The organism is Cyanobacterium sp. HL-69 (assembly GCA_002813895.1).
Classification (GTDB): Bacteria; Cyanobacteriota; Cyanobacteriia; order Cyanobacteriales; family Cyanobacteriaceae; genus Cyanobacterium.
Genome location: CP024912.1, coordinates 1523981 through 1549357, shown reverse-complemented (window position 1 = coordinate 1549357; position 25377 = coordinate 1523981). Strand labels below are relative to the sequence as shown.

Genomic DNA, 25377 nt, shown 5'->3' with positions numbered 1-25377 from the left:
TATGCCTTGTTTATTGTTGATTTTAGCATAGGAATATGGTCAGTCTGTGCTAACTGACACAGTATGTGGTACGGAAATCAGTATCTCCTCTAGTTTTCTTGTTTCTTTTGGTTTCTCTAAACAACGCAAAATAGACTATTTCAGCCTTTTTTTCTGCTTTTTCCGAAGGTAAAGAAAAGATTAATTTTTTTTCTCAAGGGAGCAGGAATTCTAGTAACCCCTAACCTCAGACGATCGCCCGTCAGCGATCGCCCATAAATATTGTTCGGACAGTAATTAACCCACCGAGGACATGGCAGATTTTACTCTGACACACCACTTAGATTAAGTCAAATCGAAGCGATCGGCATTCATCACCTTAGTCCAAGCTGCCACAAAATCTTGCACAAACTTTTCTTTGTTGTCATCCTGTGCATAAACTTCGGCATAGGAACGGAGAATCGAATTAGAGCCGAAGACGATGTCCACCCGTGTCGCCGTCCATTGTACCTGACCTGTTTTGCGATCGCAAATTTCATAAAGATTTTTACCCGCAGGTTTCCATAAATACTTCATGTCCGTTAGATTCACAAAAAAGTCATTGGTCAATACCCCTTCACGCTCGGTAAATACACCGTGCTTCGTACCACCATAGTTAGTACCCAAAACACGCATTCCGCCAACTAAAACAGTCATCTCAGGGGCGGTTAATCCCATTAATTGGGTGCGATCGAGCATTAATTCTTCGGCACTAACAGTGTAATCTTTCTTGAGCCAGTTACGGAAGCCATCATGGACAGGCTCTAAAGGTTTAAAAGATTGAGCATCGGTCATCTCCTCCGTTGCATCACCACGACCGGGGGAAAAAGGAATAGTAATATCAAATCCTGCTGCTTTGATGCATTGTTCAACGCCAACATTACCAGCAAGGACGATGACATCAGCCACACTAGCCCCTGTATCCGCTGCGATCCCCTCAAGTATATTCAAGACCTTGGCTAAACGCTCAGGCTCATTACCCTCCCAGTCTTTCTGAGGAGTTAAACGAATACGCGCACCGTTTGCCCCCCCACGTTTGTCCGAGCCTCGGAATGTTCTGGCACTGTCCCAAGCGGTGGATACCATTTCACTGATGCTTAAACCACTATGGGTAATTTTTTCTTTCACAGATTGAACATCATAATCCCTGTTCCCTGCAGGAATAGGATCTTGCCAGATTAGGTCTTCTGGGGGTACATCTGGCCCGATATAACGAGTTTTAGGCCCCATATCTCGGTGAGTAAGTTTGAACCATGCCCGAGCAAAAACATCAGCAAAATATTCGGGATCATTATAAAATCGCTCGGAGATTTTCCGATACTTAGGATCCATCTTCATCGCCATATCAGCATCGGTCATGATGGGGTTAAGACGGATTGAAGGATCTTCCACATCTACGGGCTTGTCTTCTTCTTTGATATTAATGGGTTCCCACTGCCATGCACCAGCAGGGCTTTTCTTCAGTTCCCAATCATAATTAAGCAACATCTGAAAATAGCCATTGTCCCACTGGGTAGGATGGGTTGTCCATGCCCCTTCAATGCCACTACTCATGGTATCACGACCAATGCCACGCTGGGTTTTGTTCATCCACCCCAAACCCTGATCTTCTAGTTCCGCTCCTTCTGGTTTTGCCCCAAGCAACTCTTCCGTACCATTCCCATGACATTTCCCCACTGTGTGTCCCCCTGCGGTAAGGGCAACGGTTTCCTCGTCATTCATCGCCATACGCAAAAACGTAACCCGTACATCATGAGCAGTTTTGAGGGGATCTGGATTTCCGTCCACCCCTTCAGGATTAACATATATTAAACCCATCATTACAGCGGCCAAAGGATTTTCCAGGTTACGTTCTCCAGAATAACGACTTTGGGGATTATCACTGGTTGCAAGCCATTCTTTTTCCGAACCCCAGTAAATATCTTTTTCTGGATGCCAAATATCTTCCCGTCCAAAGGCGAAGCCAAAAGTTTTTAAACCCATGGATTCATAGGCGATGGTACCTGCGTAGGTAATTAAATCGGCCCAACTGAGATGATTTCCATATTTTTTCTTGATGGGCCAGAGCAGACGACGGGCTTTGTCTAAATTAACGTTGTCGGGCCAAGAGTTGAGGGGAGCAAAACGTTGATTGCCTGTACTAGCACCACCTCGACCATCAGCAATGCGATAAGTCCCTGCTGCGTGCCAACTCAGACGGATCATTAAACCACCGTAGTGTCCCCAGTCTGAGGGCCACCAATCTTGACTATCTTTCATTAATGCGTGAAGATCTTCTTTTAGGGCTGTTACGTCCAGTTTTTTTAGTTCTTCCTGATAGTTAAAATCCGCTCCCATGGGGTTGGTTTTGCGATCGTGCTGACTCAAAATATCGAGGTTTAGTGCCTTGGGCCACCATTCCATCTTCGACATACTGTTTGTGGTTACAGCACCGTGCATTACGGGACATTTTCCACTGTTGGTTGTCATATTGTTTTTTGCCTCTGGTGAGTTATTTGAATATGTTTTGATTTTAACGGATGACTCTGAATGGATAACACTTTTTTAGTTTCTTTCTAAATTCTAATTAGTCTTTTATTCCTTCAATTAAGGCAGAATAATCCCCATCTTGATAGCCCTTGGCGATCGCCCTTTGTACTACTGTTTGAATAGCTTGGAGAGTTACATTATTAGTGTTTTTTCCTTGGGTGGCATCCAAAAATAAATTGATGTCCTTAAGTAAATGTTTGGTGGGAAAATTGGGATTTTCGTAAGTGCGATCGCACATTCTCGTTAACTTTTTATCAAAAGTAGGGGCATACAAAGCACTATCTCGCAAAATATCCATGAAAATATCCACAGATACTCCCTGTTGCTCTAAAAAGCTCAAGCTGAGGGCAAAAGTGCTGGTTAATCCTGCAATCATTTGATTCAACGCCAATTTTAAAGCTGCCGCCTGTCCCACTTCCCCGATTAAACTAGGCTCAGGACTATAATTTTTAAATAAAGGTTGCCATTGCTCAAATTGCTGTGGTGTCGCTCCTACCATCAACAATAATTCTCCCTGCTTGACTTGAGGAATACTACCCAACACAGGGGCTTCTAAATAATCTCCTCCCCTCGCCTTAATTTCTGAGCATAATTGCCGACTTTCATCGGGGGCGATAGTACCCATTTGAATGACAGTTTTTTGGGCAAAGGAACTATCACAGGATAAAATAACCTCTTGAATGGCAGGGAAATCCGACAACATCAAAATTAAACAGTCAGCGAAATCCAGAGCTTCTTTTACATCAGTGGTGACAGGAACATTTTGTGCCTTTAAGGGTTCTAATTTTTGAGCAGAGCGATTGAAACCCATGACGGAAATATTCGCCTCTGCTAGTTTTTGGGTCATGGGTAATCCCATTAAACCCATACCAAATACAGCTATTTTAGTCATAATTTTAAGTATTAAAAAGATGTTTTTAAAAAATAAAAATAAAAAAACAAAAAATCAAAATAAAATAAGTTATAGTCTTAATTTAAACAAAACTATATCTAATTTGTCAAAAGTTAGTTTAATAAATATTGGTTTAGGACTATTTTTTGTCCCTTCTTTGTTTGCTCAAAATGTACCATTAAAACCCGTTGATAGTTTACCCATGGAGGTATTAGATCAACAAATTTTGAGCCGAGATAGACAATCATTAATTCGTGCCGTTGACCATAGTTTACGATACCTTAACACCGAAAGCTCCAGAAAAGCCTACGAAAATTATAATGTGCCTGGTTTTACCCGTGAGAGAGTGATTGCGTCTTTACGACGTTTCCGAGAGTTGGTAGCGACGTCTCATTCTTCGGCACAGTTACAACAAGCTATTGAGAGAGAATTTCGTTTTTATCGTTCTGTGGGTCATGATGGAGATGGTACGGTACACTTTACGGGCTATTTTCAACCCATATATCGTGCTAGTCGTCAAAGGACTGATGAGTTTCGTTATCCTCTTTATCGTAAACCGAGTAATTTTGATTCGTGGAATAAACCCCACCCCACTAGGGCGCAACTAGAAGGAGTGGATGGACGGGGTACTGATAGTGTTATCAAAGGCAATGAATTGGTGTGGCTGGGCGATCGCCTCGAGGCCTATTTAGTACAGGTACAGGGTTCAGCAGAATTACAACTAACCAACGGTCAAACCATGACTATCGGCTTTAATGGTGCCACAGACTATCCCTATGTAAGTTTGGGCAGGGAATTAATTAATGATGGCAAAGTACCTGCCGAGGAGATGAGTTTACCTCGATTGATGCAGTATTTAGAAAGTAACCCCGATGAATTGAGTGTATATTTACCCCGCAATAACCGCTTTATTTTCTTTAATGAAACAGGAGGACAACCCCCCATGGGTAGTTTAAATGTACCTGTTACCGATGAAAGATCCATCGCCACGGATAAATCTATTATGCCCCCCGGAGCGTTGGCATTGATTCATACTCGCATTCCTCAAGTTAACCGAGATGGGCAGATGACTACCCCTGTAACCAGTCGTTATGTCCTAGATCAAGATACAGGAAGTGCCATTAGGGGCGCTGGGAGGGTAGATATTTTCTTTGGTACAGGAGATATTCCCAAAGCCCAAGCAGGTTTAGTGGATTGGGATGGAGATTTATTTTATTTGTTGTTGAAATAGGATTGACTTTGATTTTCTGAGGCAAGGGGCTTTTCTGGGGCAAGGGGCTTAAGCCCCTTGTTAATGAAGCTAGAAAAATTAAAGAATTGTTAAGTTAGGTAAAGGAAAAAATGGTAAAGTAGAGAAAGAATCAGCAAGCCGAAATCATAACTATTGCAATGAAATGTATTGTCAATCGTCGAGCAAAATTCAGCGCCAGTCATCGTTATTGGTTGCCTGAGTTATCGGAGCAAGAAAACCAAGAGCGTTTTGGTCTTAATAGCCGTTTTCCTGGTCATGGACATAATTATGTATTATTTGTGTCTTTGATTGGAGAATTGGATCAATATGGCATGGTGCAAAATCTCTCCAATGTAAAAAAGGTTATTAAAAATGAAGTGACCAGTCAGTTAGACTATGGTTATCTTAATGATATATGGGAGGAATTCCAAGAAACTTTACCTACCACCGAAAACATTGCAAGGGTAATTTGGCAACGGTTAAATCCTCATTTACCGTTAACGGACATTTTGTTATACGAACATCCTCAACTTTGGGTAAACTATCAAGGAAAAGATATGGAAGCAACTTTAAGTATTCAAACTCATTTCAGCGCCGCTCATCGTCTAGCCTCTAATAAATTAAGCTATGAAGAAAATTTAGAAATATATGGTAAGTGCGCTCGTCCTAATGGTCATGGACATAATTATCATTTAGAAGTATCTGTGACTGGAAATATGGACGCTCGTACAGGGATGATTGTGGATTTAGGGGCGCTGCAAAATGTCATTGATGAGTATGTGGTAGAACCTTTTGATCACACATTCCTTAACAAAGATATAGCTCATTTTGCTGATACTGTTCCCACCGCAGAAAATATTGCTTTTTATATTGCTACTCTCTTAAAAGAGCCTGTAAGTAAGTTAGGGGTTGAGTTAGAAAAGATTAAACTCATTGAAAGTCCTAATAATTCTTGTGAAATTTTCTGCCGCAATCAAAGTTTTGATGGTGTGAAAGCGCAAGAATCGGAAAAAGTTCCTGCTTTGGCTTAATTATTTTTGGGGTTAAGGGTTGCCTTGCCCCATTAGATATTATGAATGTTTCTTTGCTTCTAATTACGAATAGTCATAAGATTTGTTTGGTCAACTTCACACTAGATTAGAGCATTTTTGTAAAATTTAACTAAATCATGAATTGTTTTTATAAAGCTCTATATACTGAAGTGCTTGTTTAACAGTTTGTATTTTTTCAGCGTCTTTATCAGGAATATTAATTTCAAAGGCTTCTTCCAAAGCCATGATTAATTCTACAGCATCTAAGCTATCAGCATCAAGATCACAAGAAAAATTGGAGTGAAGATTGACATCATTATAATCAACATCCAACTGTTCAACAATAACCATTTTTAGTTGCAAGAAAATTTTAGATTGTTCTAATTTGTCATCAGAATTCTCATCCTCAATTGATTCTAATTGACTATCAACCATTTCTGATTCTTCATTATCAGAATCATCAAGGGAAAGGAAATACCAGAAAAGATTGGCTAAAGTAAAGTTAGAAACTTCTTTTAAATTTGAGGGAATAAAAACTTTATAATTATATTTTTTGGCTTCATCATTAATATAATCTTCATACTCTTTTCTTAGTTTAGGTTTCATCATAAAGATTAGTTGACTAACCAGAGAATTAAAATGAGATTTTTCCTGTAAAGTTTCATAAATTTTTAACTCAGGTTCTTCGATAATATCGTTATCTAAATTATCCGTATCAACAATTAATTGAGATTGACTAACTTCAGAACTTTGTAATAATTGTAATTCTGCTTTAGAAAGGGATTGCATATAATTAAGATTATTTCGCCACGACTCTAACACAATTAGATCTTGATCATGTAATCTAGTAATTTCAGGGAATAAAAAATCAAGTTCATCTCCTGAGTCGCATTTTTCTAAAACTTGAACACAATCATTCTTGATTTGTTGATCTAAATTACATAAGCGCTCACTGGCAACAATCAATTCATTTTGTATTTGATAGGTAGCTATAATCATTTGTTCTATTAACCAAGAACATTCGCATCTTCTTAACAATCCACAAGCAGAGTTTTCTTCTAGTAATTGAGGATTCTGATAGTCAGCCAATGATTCAAATAATATTCCTCTTACTGCATTAATTTCTGTATTTCTTGTTTGAATATTTTTTAATTTTATTGCAGAATTAAAACGTTTAATAGCTGCCATTAGTTGACCATAAGCCCTTACTAAAATTAAACGGTGTTGTTCAAATTTCATATCTTGAGCAACTTGATCGATATGATTAATAATTTCTGAGCCTTGATTGATAAAAACTCTTTTTAAATCAATAAAACCATTTTCCACTCTTAATTCTAATCTTTCTACCGCTTTTCTAATCTTGATTGTTTGATATAAATTGACAACAGAAAGGGCGACACTAGCAACAACACCGACGCCAATGACTGCGGTAGTTGCTTGTAAAACTCCTAAACTGGCTTCCACTGCTTGAAATCCCCTGTGCATTTGGTGCATTTGTAATCCACTTGTAGCTAGATTTAATGGTGTGACAACGGGATTGAATGCCACCCCGTTGTTATTCAATAATCCCACTGCATGACCTACAAATTGACCTGTAGAAGAATCTCTAACCATACTTAAAGGTATTCCACTGGCAGACAATACTTGTGAATACTTACCTGCTTTTATACCTGCCTGAATTGCTGGAGGAAACTGAAAGTGCATGGTTAACACTCCTTTTTTATTTATATCTTTTATAAGATCAGTTTATAATAAATTTGGTTATCAATAACTCCAATGATCTAGAAATTTTATGACTACTTCGCCAACTAATAACTACTCGGGTTTTGAATCTTGGAAAAAACAACATCAAGAATTAGAAGCTATCTGTAAGATGTTATTGCAACAAATAAATAAAACATTTAATGAAGGTATTAGTTCAGAAAAGTTATTAAATGAAGTTAAAAAAACATTACAAGAAATTAAGTCTCAGCGTTTCAGAATTGCTATCATTGGAGAATTTAGCAAAGGAAAATCCACTTTACTCAATGCGTGGCTAGCAGAAGAAGTACAACCAGTTAGTATTACTCCTTGTACTGGTCAAATCACTATTTTAAAATATGGTAATAAAAAAAGAGTAATTTGTCGCTATAAAAATGGACATCAAGAAGAAATACCCTTTGAAAAATACTCCCAAAAAGTAAGTATCTCCGAAGATTTGGATCATGATGATTTAAAAACATTATCAGAAGAATTAGCTCATTCCAACATCAAGGAAATTATTTTAGAGCATCCTGAATTAACTTTATGTAAAAATGGTGTCGAGATTGTTGATTCGCCTGGATTAAATGAACACCCTAACAGAAGTGGCATTACTAAGCAATTGATTAATGATACTGATGCCATAATTTTTTTAACCAGTGCTAATCCTCTTTTGACAGAAGGAGAGAGAAAATTATTGGAAGAAATCAGATTACAAGTTAATAACGGTAATAAAACCCAACCTGCAAATAATATTTTTGTTGTAATTAATTTTTTTGACTTAATACGCAAAGAAAAAGATCGTCTGAGTGTCGAGCAAAGAGTTGAAAAAGTGTTATTGGGGCAAGACGGAATCATAACGGGTAATAATCGTATTCATTATATTTCAGCCCAATCTGCCCTTGATGGAATTTTAGAAAACAAGAAAGATGATTACGTTAAATCATTTCAATTTTTTACTCAATCGGTGGAGCAATTTTTAACTCATGAGCTTGGTGATATTAAGATCAATCAAACTAAACGAGAACTTAATAGGTTAGTAAATCTTTACAATTCAGAACTAAAACAATTTGAAAAATTAATTACTAAGAAAATAAAAATTTCTCAGAAAAATAAACAAAAAATATTTGATTGTATTGGAGAAGCAACTGGTAGAGAAGTCAAAATGGGTCTTTTGGTTAATCTAATATTAGAAGATACCATTGAAAATGTTTTAGAATATTGGGATAAGTGGGTCGAAAATTTAGCAAATCGTTTAGTTAAAAATAGCGAGAAATGGACTTCTAGCGAAAAAAGTAAACAAGGCAAAATGCGTGACTATGCCCAACAATTTACTAAAGATTTGGGAGTAGATTTTCATGATAATTTTGAGTCTAAAATAATTTCTGAATATTTAGATGACCATATCAAATTATTAGATGAAGATATAAATAATCATATAAATGCAATCAAAAATAATCTTGAGTCTTTAGATTTAGAAATTGGCTCAAATCTTATTCATCAATTTAGTTTATCTATCGCTAATGTGAAACAAGACATTACGTTAAAGCTATTTGTATCGAAAGAAGATAGTGAAAGTGATACTGGGTGGTTTGGTCTTGGAAGTGGTGTATTTGTGGCAAGTTTATTATCAATATTTACTGGAGGACTTCTTACTCCTATTGCATTTGGAACAGGAGTTGCATTTGGATCTGGAGCTGGAGAGCTTTTAGGTTGGTTTGTTGACGATGATTGTAAAGAAAAAGTTTTAGAAAAGGGTTGGGAAAAATTTAGTGAATCTGGAGAAGATATTTATAATAATGTGTGTGACAAAATTATCGCTATTTTTCAAGATAGATCAGATATTATCATTCAAGTTATTCAACAATCGATATGTATCTGTGAAGAGTTAATCATGCAAAATGATTTGTTTCATCAAGAGATGATAAAGTCGAGTCAAATAACTTTAAATGATATTAAACAAAAACGCAGATATTTAGGAAAATTAAAAATTAATTTAGATTATAGTTATTTAAGTGAGTTTTGAGACAGTTTCACCAGCTAAAATCCCTATTCTATAAATCTTTTATAATCTAGTAGTGTTTCATCTTCATTTAGAGTAACTATAACTATAAATATCCTAGTCTTTTTACTTATTGTGGTTCTCACAAATTTATCACAAATTTATTAGTCTCCAATGAATCGCACCGTTGACCATTACTTAATTGCGATCGCCCTTTAATGTTAATATTCATAATAAAAAATATCCAATCTATCAAGTAGAGTGAAATCCCGTTCAATATTACCTTTACTTGATCATAGCTTGAAAATGATAATATATATTAAGCTTGGCGATCTCTTGATTTAAAAATTCCTCCATTAATTTATCAAAACGAACACCTCTATTTTTGCCAATCTTTTAATCTTTGGTAGGTATCATCGGGGAGTCTAATAGTTAAAGTTCCTCTGATTTGATTAATGTTGTTAACTTTTTTTAATTATTTTAAACAAAAATTTTTTTTTGGGCGCATAATCGAGTTAACGAGAAGTATATGATAGGTTAGGAGACTGATGCCTAAAACCAAAACTGTTTATATCTGTAGTGCCTGCGGAACTGAGTCTATCCAGTGGTTTGGGAAATGTCCTCAGTGCGATACATACGGAACTTTAGAGGAACAAATTATTAATCCTACGAATAATGGGGGGACAAGTTTTAGTCGGGCTGGTTGGCAGTCTCAAACCCGTGAATTTCATACTGGTGATGCGGAGGCAAAACCACGGGCTTCGGTAAAATTTTCTGATATTACGGAGGAAGAGCAACCGAGAATTGAATCGGGTTATCAGGAATTAGATCGGGTTTTGGGGGGTGGCATTGTACCGGGTTCGTTGGTTTTGATAGGGGGTGATCCAGGTATTGGTAAATCTACGTTATTGTTACAAACAGCCAATCAATTATCTTTGCGTCTTCCTCGCATTCTCTACGTGTCGGCGGAGGAGTCGGGGCAACAGATTAAATTGAGGGCAACTCGTCTTCATGTAGGCGCACAAGAGGCTTTGGAAATGGAGGAACAGAATAATCACAATGGGAATGGTAAAAAGCCCAAAAAGAAACATTCGGAAGAAAAGGGGGCGGTAAGTTTGGCTTCGTCTCCCAATCTTTATGTGATGCCGGAGACTGATTTGGAGGAGATTTTGAAGGAGTTGGAATCTCTGAAGCCTCAAGTGGCGATTATTGACAGTATTCAAACCCTCCATTATTCGAGTCTTAATTCTGCCCCTGGTTCGGTTTCTCAGGTGAGGGAGTGTACTTCGGCTTTGATGCAGGTGGCAAAAAGGGAGAGTATTACTTTGTTTATTGTGGGTCATGTGACGAAGGAAGGGGCGATCGCAGGGCCCCGAGTATTAGAACATTTGGTGGATACGGTACTATATTTTGAGGGCGATCGCTACGCATCCCATCGTCTGTTAAGATCGGTAAAAAATAGGTTTGGGGCTACCCACGAAATCGGTATCTTTGAAATGGTGGATCATGGTTTGGTGGAGGTTTTAAACCCTTCGGAGTTGTTTATGAGTAGTCGGGATGAACTAGCACCAGGTACTGCTACCATCGTCTCCTCGGAGGGTACACGCTCTATTGTGGTGGAGTTACAAGCCTTGGTGAGCCCCACCAGTTATACTTCCCCTCGACGTTCTACCACGGGGGTGGATTACAACCGTTTACAGCAAATTTTGGCAGTATTGGAAAAAAGGGTGGGAATTCCCCTCTCCAAATTAGATGCCTACGTAGCTTCGGCGGGGGGATTGGGAGTAGAAGAACCTGCGGCGGATTTGGGCATGGCGATCGCCATTGTGGCCAGTTTTCGAGATCGTATCGTGGATCCTCGCACCGTCTTAATCGGTGAAATCGGTTTGGGGGGGCAGGTGCGCCTAGTATCTCAGATGGAGTTAAGACTAAAAGAAGCGGCTAAATTGGGGTTTAAAAGGGCGATCGTACCCAAAGGGCAAACCTATCCCAGTGACTTAGGTTTGGATATTATCAGTGTAAATCGGGTCATAGATGCGATCGTGGTTGCCATTCCTAACAACCAAAATGCCGACGAACCACAAGAAGAAGAATCCGAACAAAAAAACCCCTCTCCTACAGGAGAAGGGTAAGGCGACAAAAAAAGTCAAAAATTAACGGTGCATAGCCTTAGCCAACTCCGCTGCCACCTCAGGGCGAGAAAATTGAGGAGGTGGTAACTCTCCACGTCTCAACATTTCCCTTACCTTAGTACCCGAAAGATGTACTCTTTCTTCAGGAGCAGAAGGACTGGTTTTAGAAGTTGCCATTTGCTCAGTGCGCTTACAATAAAAAGCATGTTCAAACTTCATAGGAGTGATACCCAATTCCGCAGGTTCAAACTCATCAAAAATTAACTGAGCATCATAAGTACCATAATAGTCCCCAACCCCCGCATGGTCACGTCCCACAATAAAATGAGTACAACCATAGTTCTTACGAATTAAAGCATGAAAAATCGCTTCCCTAGGGCCCGCATAACGCATCGCAGAAGGATTAATGGCAAGAATTACCCTGTTTTGAGGGAAATATCTATCCATCATAATTTCATAACAGCGCATTCTCACATCCGCAGGCACATCATCGCTTTTGGTTGCCCCCACCAAAGGATGGAGGAATAAACCATCAACAGTTTCTAATGCACATTTTTGGATATACTCATGGGCGCGGTGGATAGGATTACGGGTTTGGAAACCCACCACAGTTTTCCAGCCTCTTTCTACAAACAACTTACGAGACTCAGCAGGATCAATTTGATATTTAGGGAAAAGAGGATGACCATCTCTTTCTAACAACCAAATAGGGCCAGCTAAATTAATCTCTCCTTGCTCATAAACCACCTTTACCCCGGGGTGTTTATCCTCATCAGTACCATAAACCTTAACCGCTTCATGGGTTTTGTTATAACGATATTTTTGAGTAAGTTCCAAAACCCCAATAAATCTACCATTAGAATCATCTAAACGTACCCAACCACCTTCTTTTAAAGGCTCTGCTACTTCTTGGGTAACAGATAAAGTGACAGGCACAGACCAAGGTAAGCCATTTTTAAGGCGCATATTATCTACTACATTTTCGTAGTCATCCTGTGCCATAAACCCTTGGAGGGGGCTAAAACCACCGATCGCAATCATGACCAAATCAGAAGTCGCTCTCTCATCAAGTTGCACTCTGGGCAGTTTATCAGCTTGAGCCATAAACTCATCTCTTTCAGCCGTAGTTGCCAACCTATTTATTAATTTACCACCATGGGCTGGGATGGTTTCTTCAATTTTAGTCATAGAATTTCAATAAAAGTTAAAATTTAGTCACGTTTTATCCTATCAAGCAATGACCATTTTTTCTAACCCTTGTAACCCCATCACTAAACCTGATTTCACCCGCAGATAATCAAGAATAGTTGACCCAAAAGTAAAAAATCAAGTAAAATGCAGAAATCCTAAACTCTTAAAGAAAAAACTATTCTTTAATCAATACTCCATGGAGACGCAAGAATTTGCCGAGCTTTTTCCCCTTTTTCATAACCTCAGTGATGAAACCCTAGAATCAGTTATAAAACTACTAGAAGCCAAAAACTGTGAAAGAGGAGAAACCATAATTTCCCAAAATGATTGGGGTAGTTGTTTTTATCTAATCGCTTCGGGCTGGGTAAAAGTACAACGTTTTTATGGCGGACAACCCATCACCATCGAAATTATTGGAAAAGGGGGTTTTGTAGGAGAAATAGGGATTCTCAGTAGCGGTGATTTTAATAGTCAAGTTATCAGCATTTCTGACGTAGAAATGTTTACCATTTCCGCCCAAAGATTTATTCAAGTTTTATTCCGAGATGCTCAAATCCAAAATCGCCTCCTAAAATCCATGGTGAGTAAAGTAATAGAGGCTCAAGAATATTATCGTTTTTATCAACAAACTAGCAAAGTAAGGCTGGTAACAATTTTAATTTCCTTAGCCGATAAATATGGTAAACCCATGGAAAATGGGTTTGAGATTTATAATTTTCATCTCCAAGATTTAGCCGATTTAGCATTATTATCCCTAGAAGAATGTATACAAAATATGAGTAAGTTAGAACATAAAAATTTAGTCAGTCTCGATAACGACTTTAATATTATGTTTCTTCCCAATATCAAACAACTTCATCATATTATCGGTCAATTGGGTAATGAATAATGGCATTGCTGAATTTAGATATAATTTTTGTTTTACTCAGCGCACCTTATTTAGTTTGTGTTGACGATACTTTCTCAATAAAATTGGGGCATTTTACGAATCAAAATGATAGCTTTAAAATAAAGAAACTGCTATTTATCACATAAAAATGAATACCCAACAACCAGACATATACTATCAAGTGTCCATGGAAAATCCTGAATTACATCTATTTCAGGTAAATTTAACCATCACCAATTGGACACAAGAAATACTTGATATAATGATGCCCGTATGGACACCAGGTTCATATTTAGTCAGGGAATATTCTAAAAATCTACAAGAATTTTCAGCCACGGACGCAACCACACATCAACCGATTCCATGGCAAAAACAATCAAAAAATCATTGGCAAATAGAAGCAAAAAACACCAAGGAAGTAAAAATAAGTTATAAAATATATGCTAACGAGTTAACCGTTAGGACTAATCATTTAGATAGTACCCATGGCTATTTTAATGGTGCTGCCTTATTCTTTTATATTCCAGAATATCAGTACATTCCTCATACTATCTCCATCGTACCACCCCATCAAGATTGGGAAGTGACAACTTCTTTACTAAAAATTAGTCATAATACCTTCTGTGCAGACTGTTTTGATACTTTAGTTGATAGCCCCTTTGAAATCGGTACTCAAGAAATTGATAACTTTGTAGTATCAGATAAACCCCATCAATGGGTAACTTGGGGCAAAGGTAATCTTGATAAAGAAAAATTAATCAAAGATACTAAGGCAATTATTGAAAAAGAGGAAGAATTATTTGGGGATTTACCCTACGAAGATTATTTCTTTTTATTACATCTTTCGGGAAGTGGTTTTGGAGGCTTAGAGCATAAAAACTGTTGTGTTTTGAACTATCCTCGTTTTGGTTTTCGTAAAGAAGATAAATATAACCGCTTTATGCAGTTGGTTGCCCATGAATTTTTCCATCTGTGGAATGTCAAAAGGATTCGCCCCAAGGAGTTAGAAATTTTTGATTATAGTCAAGAAAATTACACTGCTTCTCTGTGGTTTTGTGAGGGTATCACCAGCTATTATGATATGTTGATTCCCTATCGTGCCAAGGTTTATTCCCGCAAAACTTTACTAGATTTACTGAGCAAGGATATTAGTCAATATTTATCTATCCCGGGCAGACATATCCAACCCTTAAGGGAGTCTAGTTTTGATGCTTGGATTAAGTTATATCGCCGTGATGCTTATAGCAATAATAATCAAATTTCTTATTATCTCAAAGGGCAGTTTATTGCTTTATTCTTAGATTTAATTATTCGCAAAAATAGCAAGGGGCAACAGTCTTTTGATGATGTGATGCGGGAAATGTGGCAACGTTTTGGAGTGGATGAAATTGGTTATACCGAGGAAGAGTTAAAAGGTGTTATTGAGGAGATAGCAGGTGAAGATTTAACTCAGTTTTGGGATTTATATTTAAATAATATTAATGAACTACCTTTTAATGAGTTTTTAGAGCCTTTTGGGTTAATTTTGGAAGGAAAAGCAGCGAAGGATAGTCACCCTTATTTAGGGATATTAGTACAAAAGGAGGGGGTGATTGATAAGGTTAGTTTTGTGGATGCCAATTCTCCTGCTGGTATGGTAGGCATTGAGGCGGGGGATGAGTTACTGGCTATGGATGGATTTAGAGTTACTTTAGAGACTCTGGGGGATAGATTAAGCGATTATCAGGAGGGAGATGAAGTGGAGGTGACAATATTTCATCAAGATGAGTTAAAAAATTTGATGGTGAAGTTGGCTAAACCAAAGGTTACTAGTTATCAGTTAAAGGTAATGGATAAGTTGAATGAAAATCAGCGCACCTTACTTGCTAATTTTTTTGGTGATGAATAATCCCTAAATTTTTTAAAATTCTGATTTTTTATGATTCATTTTATATAGTTATTTATCTATAGGAATAAAATGCTTTTTTAAAATTTTTAATATCTCTAAACAATAGTAAAGGTGGGCATTGCCCACCCTACAAGATTAATATTTATGTTGCATAAATAACCAAAAATTAACGCTGGGTTAGTTTGGTTAAGACGTTATTTGAGCGCTCAACGAAAGCCGTCATCCCTTCGGCATCAAAAGCCCTTTGTGCCATTAAGGCTAAATCATAGACGTGTTGACACATCATGTTAACCATTTCTTGGGTGTTGGATTCTCCGCTACCTTGAATAATCGCCCCTTTATTGAGTTGATAGATATTTTCGATGAGGGGATGGGAGGTATTAATCACCAACATATGCTCATCGGGGAATTTCATTTCCCTTTGTTGCATCATGGCTGTCATTTCTTGGAAGCGGCGCATGGCTTCGGGTAACAATACCATGGCGGGGGGAGTTTCTTCTTGGGCTTCGGCTTTGAGGGATTGGGTTTTGATATTTACTTTGGGTTTATTGATAGCGGTTTCAAATATCTCTTTGATTTCTTCGGAGCGAGTTTTGTTAGTGTTGGGGTTAACAATGTCACTGGCTTTATCTTCTTCCACTAGGCTAGAGTCTAACTCGGAGTCAACTCGAGAAAATTTTACTTCGTTGTATTCTCTTTCGAGGAAGGGAATGAAGTAGTTGGTATCGATGAAAGAATCCATGAATAGCACTTCAATGCCTTGGTTTTTGTACAAGTCAACATAGGTGCTTTGGGTTTGAGGGTTGGTGCAATAAAAGACGCTGTTTTCGTGTTTCTCTTTGTTTCTCTCAAGATATTCTTTGAGGGTGACAAAGGGTTGATTGTTTTCTTCTTCTACTTGCGCCCATGCGTCATCCCCTGAGTCGATTTCTACTTTGGGTTTTTCGGCGTTTTTATCGGCTTGGTAGGTGGTGCGATAGATGATTAAGTCTTCTACTTGTTTTTTGAATTTTTCGTCTCTCAATGCACCATATTTTACGAAAGTGCCAACGTCTTCCCAACAACGGATATATTCTGACTTGTTATCAGTATATAAGGACTTGAGGCGATCGCCCACTTTCTTGGTAATAAAATCAGCAATTCTTCTCACGGTACGATGGTTAGTCAAAGCACTACGAGACACATTAAGGGGAATATCAGGGCTATCAATTACCCCCCTCAAAGGCATAAGAAATTCGGGGATAACCTCTTCACAATGATCACTTACAAATACTTGATTACAGAATAACTTAATTTGCCCTTTGGTAACATCAACATCAGGTCTTAATTTAGGGAAGTATAAAATACCATTGAGCAAGAAAGGATAATCAGTATTTAGATGTACCCATAATAAAGGATCTTCTTGGAAAGGATAAAGATAACGATAAAATTCTAAATAATCTTCATCAGTAAGATTTTGGGGAGATTCCTTCCAAAGGGCTTTTTGACGGTTAACTGTTTCCCCATCCATCTTAATAGCCACGGGAACAAAATCAGAATACTTTTTAACAAGGTTTTTAATTCTTGCCTCTTCTAAATATTCCGTTTCCTCATCTAAAACCGTTAGGGTAATAGTGGTGCCTGGAGTGGTGCGGGAAGACTCCGTTAATTCAAACTCGGGCGAACCATCACAACTCCAATGGACGGGGGTTGAACCCTCACGGTATGATAAAGTATCGATTTCTACCTGCTTGGCTATCATGAAGGCGGAATAAAAACCTAAGCCAAAATGTCCGATTAATTCATTAGCATCCTTGCCATATTTGGTAATGAAATCTTCGGCACTGGAAAAGGCTACTTGGTTAATATATTTTTTAACTTCTTCCACCGTCATCCCAATACCATTGTCACTAATGGAGAGGGTTTTTTTCTCTTTATCAATGGATAGGATGATCTCAGGCTCAGGTAAGTCTGTACTAAATTCCCCCGCCAAAGATGCCATCTTTGCTTTGGAAATAGCATCCACGGAGTTAGAAATTAATTCCCTTAAGAAAATTTCATGGTCAGTGTAAAGGGATTTTTTGATAATGGGAAATATATTCTCGGTATGGATGGAAATATTACCCTTTTCTAATACGTTGCTCATAGATGATGTTTTTTTATTATTTTTATCGAATAACTATAACAGCCTGTTGATTGTGGCTAGTTTTTATCATGTCACACCCTGTCTATTCCTTTCAAGATGTGGTTTACCGAATCAAGTTTGAGCAATTAACTTTACCGATTAGAAAATAACGAAAGCTCATCATAAAACATTGAACTGTCATGAGGATTTTTACCATCATATTTCCATTAAAAACTATATTCACGGGCAGACTAAGTAGCAGAGATTTTGATAATCAGGCTCCAAAATTGTTTGTTATCCCTCTTTTGTCACTTTCCGAGATAATGAATCTTAAAAGGATAAATTTATCCGCTCAAAAAATAATTCATACAATTATTACTATACTCGAGCAAATTATTAAAACCTATCCAAATGTGTACAGTAACAGATTAAATGACGTGATAACAGATTAGTGTCATCTACAACTAAGACCCTTCAAATCCTTGCATATCAAGTATTGTCAGTTATATTCTTCCTAAATCAGGTTTAACAGTCTTTCAGATTAAGTTAACAAATTAAGTGTCGTTTTCCTGAAATATAACAAATTATATGTCGCCTTTCAATTAGGCGATTTTTTGTTTGAAAAGTGGTCATTAACAAATTGTATGTCGTACAATAAGTATTAATCTACTATGTATTAATAAAACATTTATGTAGGAGTTATGGGGATGGATGACCAATTTTCCGATGCACCAGAATTAATAACTCAACTCTCTCCCGAAGAACAGAAAATAGCTGATGTCATTGAAGACTTACTGGAGCCGTGCGATCAGGCGAAGCCTGCCACTTCGTGACCGCAAAACTTATGGGGAAAAGTTAAAACGAGCATCAATCCAATTGAATAAGTCAGTTCGCACTATCCAAAGATATGTCAAACAATGGGAAAAAGATGGTTTGCATGGCATCGCCCAAAATAATCGAGCAGATAAGGGATCTTATAGAATTGATAGACGATTGCAGGATTTTATTGTTAAGACTTATCGGGAAGGCAATAAAGGTAGTCGAAGAATTACTCCCAAGCAAGTTTATTTACGGGCATTCGCTCAAGCCGAGAATTGGGGTATCAACCCTCCCTCTCACATGACGGTGTATCGTATCCTCAATCCAATTATTGCTGAAAAAGAAAATAAGAAAAGGGTTAGAAGTCCGGGGTGGAGAGGTACAAGGTTAGCTGTATCCACCAGAGCAGGGACAGATATTAATGTGGAGTATAGTAATCATGTGTGGCAATGTGACCATACTCGAGCTGATATTCTTCTCGTAGATAAATTTGGTGAATTATTAGGCAGACCTTGGCTAACCACAGTAATAGATACTTATTCTCGCTGTATTATGGGTATACATCTTGGTTTTGATGCCCCTAGTTCCCAAGTGGTTGCTTTGGCTCTACGTCACGCTATTTTACCCAAAAGTTATAGTTCTGACTATGGACTACACGAGGATTGGGGAACTTATGGTAAACCTGAGTATTTTTACACTGACGGCGGTAAAGATTTTCGTTCTAATCATCTTCAACAAATCAGCTTACAGTTAGGTTTTACTTGTCATTTACGCAGTCGCCCTAGTGAGGGTGGTGTGGTAGAACGTCCTTTTAAAACCTTGAACACGGAGGTATTTTCTACTTTACCAGGATATACAGGTGGTAATGTTCAAGAACGTCCAGAGGATGCGGAAAAGGAAGCCTGTTTAACGTTGAAAGATTTGGAGAAACTAATTGTCCGCTACATTGTGGATAACTACAATCAACGTCTTGATGCTCGTATGGGAGAACAAACTCGTTTTGTGCGTTGGGAAGCTGGATTACTTTCTGTGCCACATATTCTTTCTGAACGAGAGTTAGATATTTGCTTAATGAAACAGTCACGGAGAAGAGTGCAAAAGGGTGGTCATCTCCAATTTGAAAATCTGATTTATAAGGGAGAATATCTCGCAGGTTATGAAGGAGAAACTATCATCATTCGCTATGACCCTAGGGATATTACAAGCATTTTAGTATATCGTCGTGAGAATAATAAAGAGGTTTTCCTGACTCGTGCCTATGCGGTGGATTTAGAGTGTGAGTCTTTATCCTTGATCGATGCGAAAGCTAGTGCTAAAAGAGTAAGAAATGCTGGAAGAAGTTTGAGTAATCGTAGCATTTTGATGGAGGTAGAGGAACGCTCGAACTTTACAGTGAAGAAAACGAAAAAACAACGACAGAAAGAGGAACAAGAACGAGTCAAGCCTTCCATACCTTCCCCTGTCTTGAAAACAACGGAACTAGAAGATGAGCCTTCTGGTTTTTCTGATGATCATTGGGTGGAGGTTGTTGACTATGAAGAACTACAAGAAGATTTCGATTTTTAGGGGTTAGCCATGAAAGCGGAAAATGTAGCAGAACAATTGGGTAAGATTGATGTCCCTGAAGCAAATCTACAGGAGGAGATCAAAAGATTAGAGGGTAAAACGGTGGTAAGTTTAGAGCAAGTTGCGATACTTCATGAATGGTTGGAAAGTAAGCGTCAATCGAAACAGTCTTGTCGAGTGGTGGGGGAATCTCGTACGGGGAAAACTATTGCGTGTAATTCTTATCGTTTGAGACATAAGCCAATTCAAGAGAAGGGTAAACCTCCTCAAGTTCCAGTAATTTATTTACAAGTACCCCAAGAATGTGGAGCAAAAGATTTATTTCAAGGAATTATTGAACACCTCAAGTATCAGATGACTAAGGGTACGGTAGCTGAAATCAGAAAAAGGGCGATGACAGTATTGCAAGGATGTGGTGTAGAGATGATCATTTTTGATGAGGCAGATCGCTGTAAACCAAAGACTTTTGCCGAAATTCGGGATATTTTTGATCATCTCAATATTGCGATTGTTCTTGTGGGTACAGATCGTTTGGATGCGGTAGTAAAAAAGGATGAGCAAGTTTATAATCGTTTTCGGGCTTGTTATCGGTTTGGTAAGTTAGGGGGAGAAGAATTTAGTCGTACTGTCAACATTTGGGAGAAACAGGTGTTGAAGCTACCTGTGGCTTCTAATTTAACGAATAAAAGGATGTTGAAATTGATTGGAGAGGCGACTCAGGGTTACATCGGCATTATGGATATGGTTTTGCGTGATGCTGCGATTCGTTCTCTGAAGAAGGGACTTAACAAGATTGATTATGACACTTTAAAGGAAGTTGTACAGGAGTATAAATGATGGAAATTGAGCCTTGGTGGTTTACCGTAACACCTTATGAGGATGAAAGTATTAGTCATTTCCTGGGAAGGTTTAGAAGGGAGAATGTGCTTACTGTTTCTGGGTTGGGTGAAATAACTGGTTTATATAGTGCGATCGCCCGTTGGGAAAAGTTCCGTTTTAATCCCCCTCCTTCCATTGAACAGTTGGAAAAGTTAAGTGCGGTCATACAAGTGGATGTAGCAACCTTACAAATGATGTGTCCTTCTGCACCGATGAAAATGACTCCCATCCGTCTTTGTTCGGCTTGTTATGGTGAAAAGCCTTATCATCGCATGAAATGGCAGTATAAGGAGGTTTATAGTTGCGATCGGCATCAACTAAAACTATTATCGGAATGCCCCCATTGTGGTGCTAGATTTAAGATTCCTAGTCTATGGATTGATGGTTGGTGTCATAGATGTTTTACTCCTTTTGCTGAAATGAAGCACGATTAATACTAGCAAAAAATCAGCGTATAATAAATGACGTTGTTCTAATCACTCAAGATGTAAGGAAATAGATAGTTTTAAACAAATGAAATACAAAAAATACATTGTTGTAGATTTATTTTCTGGCTGTGGAGGTCTTAGCTATGGTTTTGAATTAACTAATAAATTTGAAATAAAATTGGCAATTGATAGTGATAAAAAAGCATTAGAAACACTTCATTTTAATAAGCCTAATATTAGTATTGTGCATGAAGATATAAGAAATATTAATCCGAAATCAATAATTGAAAAATATGGCTCGATAGATTTAGTGATCGGTGGTCCACCATGTCAAGGTTTTTCCATCGCGGGAAAAAGAGAATTTACAGATGATAGAAATAATTTGTTTTTAGAGTTTATTCGATTTGTAAAGTATTTAAGACCGAAAATGTTTGTGCTTGAAAACGTTACTGGTTTTACTAATTTATACAAAGGTAAAGCTAAAGAATTATTCAAAGAAAAAATGAACATTTTGGGCTATCATGTCCAAGATAAAATTTTACTAGCTTCAGATTATGGCGTTCCTCAAATACGAAAAAGAGTTTTTTTTGTGGGCAATATATATAACAAACAATTCACTTATCCTTCTCCTCAATTAGAGAAAACAAATTATATTACTTGTGAAATGGCTTTATCTGATTTACCTCCTTTAGTGGGAGATATAGGTTATGAAGAGATGGAATATGCTAAACAACCACAATCAGAATATCAAAAACAAATGAGAGATAATTGTGATATGGTCTATAATCACATTGGCACAAGACATACAGAAAAAGTAATTAAAACAATACAACTTGTTCCTGAAGGAGGTAACTATAAAGACTTACCATTAAATCTACAGAGAAGTCGTAATTTTAATATTGCATGGACAAGGTATCACAGTCAAAAACCATGTAATACTATAGATACTGGACATCGTCATTATTTTCATTATAAATACGATCGAGTTCCCACCGTTCGGGAACACGCTAGATTACAATCTTTTCCCGATTCTTTTCGTTTTTTAGGGAATAAAACAGATCAGAATAGACAAGTTGGTAACGCTGTACCTCCTCTATTAGCAAAAGCATTAGCAGAATCTATTTATAATTTTTTGGAGGAAAATAAATAATGATGTATCAAGTACCACATGATAATTTTTATCGACTTCATCACATCAGACCTCGTTTTAAAAACGATAACGAAAATGTCTTAATTTATATGGCTAATTGCTTAAGTAACTTAACTGAAATGCCCAGTGATCAATTTAAAAATGCGATGAATAAAGCTATCAAATTATTTCCGGGTAATGCCAGTAAAACAGAGAAAACTATTAACAATTGGAGAACAGAAATTTCTTCTTTTTTTGGCTTCATTGAAACTGACTCCATCAAGAAAAAAAGTAAGCCTTCTAATTTAGCTTTAAAACTTAGTCTAAATCAAGATTTAGTAGAATTTTTTAAGTATTTTTTATTTTATTTTCAATATCCAGGGGGCTATCTTAAACCCCATGAAGCACTGGATTATATAAATAAAGGAATATTATTTAAACCCGTCAGCTATATAATTAAAGTTTTGCAAGAAGGAGAAAAAATAACTCAAGGTAGGTTTTATATTGATAAAGCAGAAGCTACTCATTGTATCTTTAATGATTTAAGAGTAATCCGTAGAAACAAAAGAAGAAAACCAAAGAATACTGCACATTTAATTATTCATAATAGAAAACAGAATCTTACTTATGATTGGACGGGGGATGTCATTAGATATGCAGGTGATATTTTAGATTATATGGTTGTTGGTGATTTACTTATTTGTCATGGCAATAAGTTTTATCTCAATAATAATAACCAAGAAGTAATTACTGCTTTTATTAAAAATGAAACAATCTTTGAAGATTATCTTCCACTTTATCAAAAGAAAAACTTAATAATTAATGATATTAAATTATTAAATGATGCTTGGTTTATGTTTGTAAATTCTAAATTAGATCAAGAAATTTTTAAAACAGATTTATATAAATATTTAGGAATTGATCCTATTAGCTATCAAGATTTAGTGTTAGAATCTATCAGTGATTTTCACACTAAACTTGAACAAGGACAAGAAATAAAAACAAAAGAAATTGGAGATTTTGGCGAAGGTTTAGTTTTAGGACATGAAAAAATGAGGATTAAATTAGGAAATAGGGAAGATTTACTTCATTTAATACAAAAAATACCGACACAATTTGCAGTTGGTTATGATATTCAATCGGTAGAACTTGACGAAACAAAAAGATACATAGAAGTTAAAACAACAATTAGTAATAAAAAAATTAATTTTTTCAACTTTCATCTAACACCAAATGAATGGAGTACGGCAGAATCTTTAAATGATCGATATTTTGTTTATAGACTTGCTATTTCTAAAATAAATCGAGAATTACATTTAATTCAAGATCCTGTTGGATTATACAAATCAAACAAAATAAAGATGACACCCAAAGATGGTGTGGATATAAAATTTACGGAACAATATTCTCGAAAGGAGGAATTATTATTATGGAGAGATTAAAAGTATTATCGCTTTTTAGTGGTTGTGGAGGAATGGATTTAGGGATACTAGGTAATTTTAAATATTTAAACAAAACTTATAATCAATTACCAACTGAAATTGTTTATGCCGTTGACAATGATTCTTATGCCGTTGAAATTTATAACACCAATTTTAGCCATAATTGTCTTGTTGCGGATATTAAAAATATTAATGAAAAAGATTTACCCGACCACGATATTTTAGTAGGAGGATTTCCTTGTCAATCATTCTCTGTGGTTGCTCAAAATCCCCCTAGATTAGGTATTAAAGATGAAAAAGGTCAATTATTTTTTGAAATTTGTAGAATTTTAAAAGAGAAACAACCTAGATTTTTTATAGCTGAAAATGTTAAAGGAATTTTATCCGCTAATAAAAAAAGAGCTTTTCCTTTGATTATCCAAGAGTTTCAAAAAGTTGGTTATCACGTAACTTATCAAGTATTGAATGCCTCCGATTACGGTGTACCGCAAAAGAGGGAAAGAGTTTTTATTATCGGATTTAAAAAATTTGAAGATTGTTTTAAATTTCAATTTCCTCAACGGACAACAACGAATGAAAAAATTCCCCTAAAGTTAGTTTTAGAAGATGAAATAGAAGATAAATATTTTTTTAGTCAAAAAGCAATTGAGGGAATGCTGAAGGCAAAAAAAATCATGAATAAAGGAAGAGTTCAAAATATAAATCAACCGTGTAATACTATAAGTTCGCATTTAGCTAAAGTAAGTTTGAATAGCACAGATCCAGTTTTAAAACAAGATGATTCTTATAGACGTTTTACCCCCAGAGAAGCAGCTAGAATACAGTCATTTCCAAATGATTTTATCTTAAATGTTGTTTCAGAAAATCGTCAATATAAGGCTATAGGAAATGCAGTACCACCAGTGCTGATGTGGCATATTTCAGGACAAATAATTAACTTAATAATAGAAGAAGAAAAACAAAAATACTCTCTTAAGTGTGCTTAAAATGAAATTTATTAACTACAATTAATCTAAGAATATTAACAGTGATTAATTTTGATTTCTAAAATTTTATGAATTTGATCAATCCAAAGGGGAATGATTCCTTTATTTTCCTCCAAAAGAGCGATCGCCCCTTCCTGTTCATAAGGCAATAAATCAACAGTACCATCACCAGCTACTACCATAAAACGCTTTTTACAACCACTATCAGTAAAATCAGGCTCTTTTGCCCTCAAATCATTGAGGATTTTTTGCACCATCTCCAGATTTAGCCCCACAGAAAGGAGATATACCATTACTGATACCTCCACCAACTCCACAGAAGAATAGTAGATTGTTTTTCCCGTACCCGAAGCACCAATAAAAGGTACAACAACTTCCTTATCCCTCCAATACTGTAATTGTCGGAGCGAACACCCTGTAATCTTTGATATATCTTTGCTACTAAAAAATACTTCCTGTTTCATAGCAACAATTATAAAAT

19 protein-coding genes are annotated in these 25377 nt (G+C 36.7%); 13 read left to right on the top strand and 6 right to left on the bottom strand.

Annotation, left to right across the window (positions count from 1 at the left end; translation table 11 throughout):
* Positions 1-324: 324 nt before the first annotated feature.
* Entirely contained in the window at positions 325-2487 is a 2163-nt protein-coding gene (katG, locus tag AA637_RS07160) for a catalase/peroxidase HPI (RefSeq protein WP_446684479.1), read from the bottom strand.
* A gap of 97 nt (positions 2488-2584) precedes the next feature.
* Positions 2585-3439 carry an NAD(P)-dependent oxidoreductase gene (locus AA637_RS07155; RefSeq protein ID WP_446684478.1) on the bottom strand — a complete coding sequence of 285 codons (855 nt, stop codon included), beginning with the start codon at positions 3437-3439 and terminating at the stop codon, positions 2585-2587.
* 19 nt (positions 3440-3458) lie between these two features.
* Between AA637_RS07155 and mltA the strand changes: the two genes are divergently transcribed.
* Both mltA and AA637_RS07145 read left to right on the top strand, forming a co-directional pair.
* Positions 3459-4670 (top strand): murein transglycosylase A, encoded by a 1212-nt coding sequence (mltA, locus tag AA637_RS07150; RefSeq protein WP_446684477.1) that lies wholly within the window; start codon positions 3459-3461, stop codon positions 4668-4670.
* Between the two features lie 158 nt (positions 4671-4828).
* Entirely contained in the window at positions 4829-5701 is an 873-nt protein-coding gene (locus AA637_RS07145; protein WP_446684476.1) for a 6-carboxytetrahydropterin synthase, read from the top strand.
* Positions 5702-5836: 135 nt separating this feature from the next.
* Here the strand turns inward: AA637_RS07145 and acpP are convergent, their stop codons facing one another.
* Entirely contained in the window at positions 5837-6136 is a 300-nt protein-coding gene (acpP, locus tag AA637_RS07140; protein WP_446684546.1) for an acyl carrier protein, read from the bottom strand.
* Between the two features lie 1357 nt (positions 6137-7493).
* Between acpP and AA637_RS07135 the strand changes: the two genes are divergently transcribed.
* Together AA637_RS07135 and radA are read left to right on the top strand one after the other, a co-directional pair.
* A complete protein-coding gene (locus tag AA637_RS07135) occupies positions 7494-9467 on the top strand; it encodes a dynamin family protein (protein ID WP_446684475.1) in 1974 nt (657 codons plus the stop codon).
* Positions 9468-9991: 524 nt separating this feature from the next.
* Positions 9992-11575, top strand: a complete 1584-nt coding sequence (gene radA / locus AA637_RS07130; protein ID WP_446684474.1) for a DNA repair protein RadA — start codon at positions 9992-9994, stop codon at positions 11573-11575.
* A gap of 21 nt (positions 11576-11596) precedes the next feature.
* Here radA and sat read toward each other — a convergent pair whose 3' ends face one another.
* The gene (sat, locus tag AA637_RS07125; RefSeq protein WP_446684473.1) at positions 11597-12763 is read right to left on the bottom strand and encodes a sulfate adenylyltransferase; all 1167 of its coding nucleotides are present in this window, start codon (positions 12761-12763) and stop codon (positions 11597-11599) included.
* Between the two features lie 199 nt (positions 12764-12962).
* On the opposite strand from sat, the gene AA637_RS07120 reads away from it, so the two are divergent.
* Together AA637_RS07120 and AA637_RS07115 are read left to right on the top strand one after the other, a co-directional pair.
* Positions 12963-13655 (top strand): Crp/Fnr family transcriptional regulator, encoded by a 693-nt coding sequence (locus tag AA637_RS07120; protein ID WP_446684472.1) that lies wholly within the window; start codon positions 12963-12965, stop codon positions 13653-13655.
* 148 nt (positions 13656-13803) lie between these two features.
* On the top strand, positions 13804-15543 hold the full coding sequence (locus tag AA637_RS07115) for a M61 family metallopeptidase (RefSeq protein ID WP_446684471.1): 1740 nt from the start codon (positions 13804-13806) through the stop codon (positions 15541-15543).
* Between the two features lie 166 nt (positions 15544-15709).
* On the opposite strand, the gene htpG is transcribed toward AA637_RS07115, so the two are convergent.
* Positions 15710-17668, bottom strand: a complete 1959-nt coding sequence (gene htpG / locus AA637_RS07110) for a molecular chaperone HtpG (protein ID WP_446684470.1) — start codon at positions 17666-17668, stop codon at positions 15710-15712.
* Between the two features lie 686 nt (positions 17669-18354).
* On the opposite strand from htpG, the gene AA637_RS07105 reads away from it, so the two are divergent.
* From AA637_RS07105 to dcm, 7 genes are all read left to right on the top strand, one after another.
* On the top strand, positions 18355-18480 hold the full coding sequence (locus AA637_RS07105) for a hypothetical protein (RefSeq protein WP_446684072.1): 126 nt from the start codon (positions 18355-18357) through the stop codon (positions 18478-18480).
* A gap of 43 nt (positions 18481-18523) precedes the next feature.
* Positions 18524-20032 (top strand): Mu transposase C-terminal domain-containing protein, encoded by a 1509-nt coding sequence (locus tag AA637_RS07100; RefSeq protein ID WP_446684073.1) that lies wholly within the window; start codon positions 18524-18526, stop codon positions 20030-20032.
* 9 nt (positions 20033-20041) lie between these two features.
* Positions 20042-20869: a TniB family NTP-binding protein gene (locus tag AA637_RS07095; RefSeq protein ID WP_446684074.1), complete on the top strand. Its 828-nt coding sequence runs from the start codon at positions 20042-20044 to the stop codon at positions 20867-20869.
* Positions 20866-21345: a TniQ family protein gene (locus AA637_RS07090; RefSeq protein ID WP_446684469.1), complete on the top strand. Its 480-nt coding sequence runs from the start codon at positions 20866-20868 to the stop codon at positions 21343-21345. Before AA637_RS07095 ends, AA637_RS07090 begins: the two co-directional genes overlap by 4 nt.
* A 79-nt stretch (positions 21346-21424) precedes the next feature.
* A complete protein-coding gene (locus AA637_RS07085; RefSeq protein ID WP_446684468.1) occupies positions 21425-22489 on the top strand; it encodes a DNA cytosine methyltransferase in 1065 nt (354 codons plus the stop codon).
* Entirely contained in the window at positions 22489-23910 is a 1422-nt protein-coding gene (locus tag AA637_RS07080) for a protein NO VEIN domain-containing protein (RefSeq protein WP_446684467.1), read from the top strand. Before AA637_RS07085 ends, AA637_RS07080 begins: the two co-directional genes overlap by 1 nt.
* Positions 23898-24896, top strand: a complete 999-nt coding sequence (gene dcm / locus AA637_RS07075) for a DNA (cytosine-5-)-methyltransferase (protein ID WP_446684466.1) — start codon at positions 23898-23900, stop codon at positions 24894-24896. The genes AA637_RS07080 and dcm overlap by 13 nt, the downstream gene beginning before the upstream one ends.
* 35 nt (positions 24897-24931) lie before the next feature.
* Here the strand turns inward: dcm and AA637_RS07070 are convergent, their stop codons facing one another.
* A complete protein-coding gene (locus AA637_RS07070) occupies positions 24932-25360 on the bottom strand; it encodes a MerR family transcriptional regulator (RefSeq protein ID WP_446684465.1) in 429 nt (142 codons plus the stop codon).
* Between the last annotated feature and the right edge of the window lie 17 nt (positions 25361-25377).

Bases quoted from the DNA above. Each gene is read 5' to 3' on its own strand.
- AA637_RS07145 (WP_446684476.1), top strand. From the start codon at position 4,829: ATGAAATGTATTGTCAATCGTCGAGCAAAATTCAGCGCCAGTCATCGT.
- AA637_RS07095 (WP_446684074.1), top strand. From the start codon at position 20,042: ATGAAAGCGGAAAATGTAGCAGAACAATTGGGTAAGATTGATGTCCCT.
- AA637_RS07120 (WP_446684472.1), top strand. From the start codon at position 12,963: ATGGAGACGCAAGAATTTGCCGAGCTTTTTCCCCTTTTTCATAACCTC.
- AA637_RS07090 (WP_446684469.1), top strand. From the start codon at position 20,866: ATGATGGAAATTGAGCCTTGGTGGTTTACCGTAACACCTTATGAGGAT.
- katG (WP_446684479.1), bottom strand. From the start codon at position 2,487: ATGACAACCAACAGTGGAAAATGTCCCGTAATGCACGGTGCTGTAACC.
- AA637_RS07080 (WP_446684467.1), top strand. From the start codon at position 22,489: ATGATGTATCAAGTACCACATGATAATTTTTATCGACTTCATCACATC.
- AA637_RS07155 (WP_446684478.1), bottom strand. From the start codon at position 3,439: ATGACTAAAATAGCTGTATTTGGTATGGGTTTAATGGGATTACCCATG.
- mltA (WP_446684477.1), top strand. From the start codon at position 3,459: ATGTTTTTAAAAAATAAAAATAAAAAAACAAAAAATCAAAATAAAATA.
- AA637_RS07115 (WP_446684471.1), top strand. From the start codon at position 13,804: ATGAATACCCAACAACCAGACATATACTATCAAGTGTCCATGGAAAAT.
- AA637_RS07105 (WP_446684072.1), top strand. From the start codon at position 18,355: ATGGATGACCAATTTTCCGATGCACCAGAATTAATAACTCAACTCTCT.
- AA637_RS07085 (WP_446684468.1), top strand. From the start codon at position 21,425: ATGAAATACAAAAAATACATTGTTGTAGATTTATTTTCTGGCTGTGGA.
- radA (WP_446684474.1), top strand. From the start codon at position 9,992: ATGCCTAAAACCAAAACTGTTTATATCTGTAGTGCCTGCGGAACTGAG.
- sat (WP_446684473.1), bottom strand. From the start codon at position 12,763: ATGACTAAAATTGAAGAAACCATCCCAGCCCATGGTGGTAAATTAATA.
- dcm (WP_446684466.1), top strand. From the start codon at position 23,898: ATGGAGAGATTAAAAGTATTATCGCTTTTTAGTGGTTGTGGAGGAATG.
- acpP (WP_446684546.1), bottom strand. From the start codon at position 6,136: ATGGTTGATAGTCAATTAGAATCAATTGAGGATGAGAATTCTGATGAC.
- AA637_RS07070 (WP_446684465.1), bottom strand. From the start codon at position 25,360: ATGAAACAGGAAGTATTTTTTAGTAGCAAAGATATATCAAAGATTACA.
- AA637_RS07135 (WP_446684475.1), top strand. From the start codon at position 7,494: ATGACTACTTCGCCAACTAATAACTACTCGGGTTTTGAATCTTGGAAA.
- htpG (WP_446684470.1), bottom strand. From the start codon at position 17,668: ATGAGCAACGTATTAGAAAAGGGTAATATTTCCATCCATACCGAGAAT.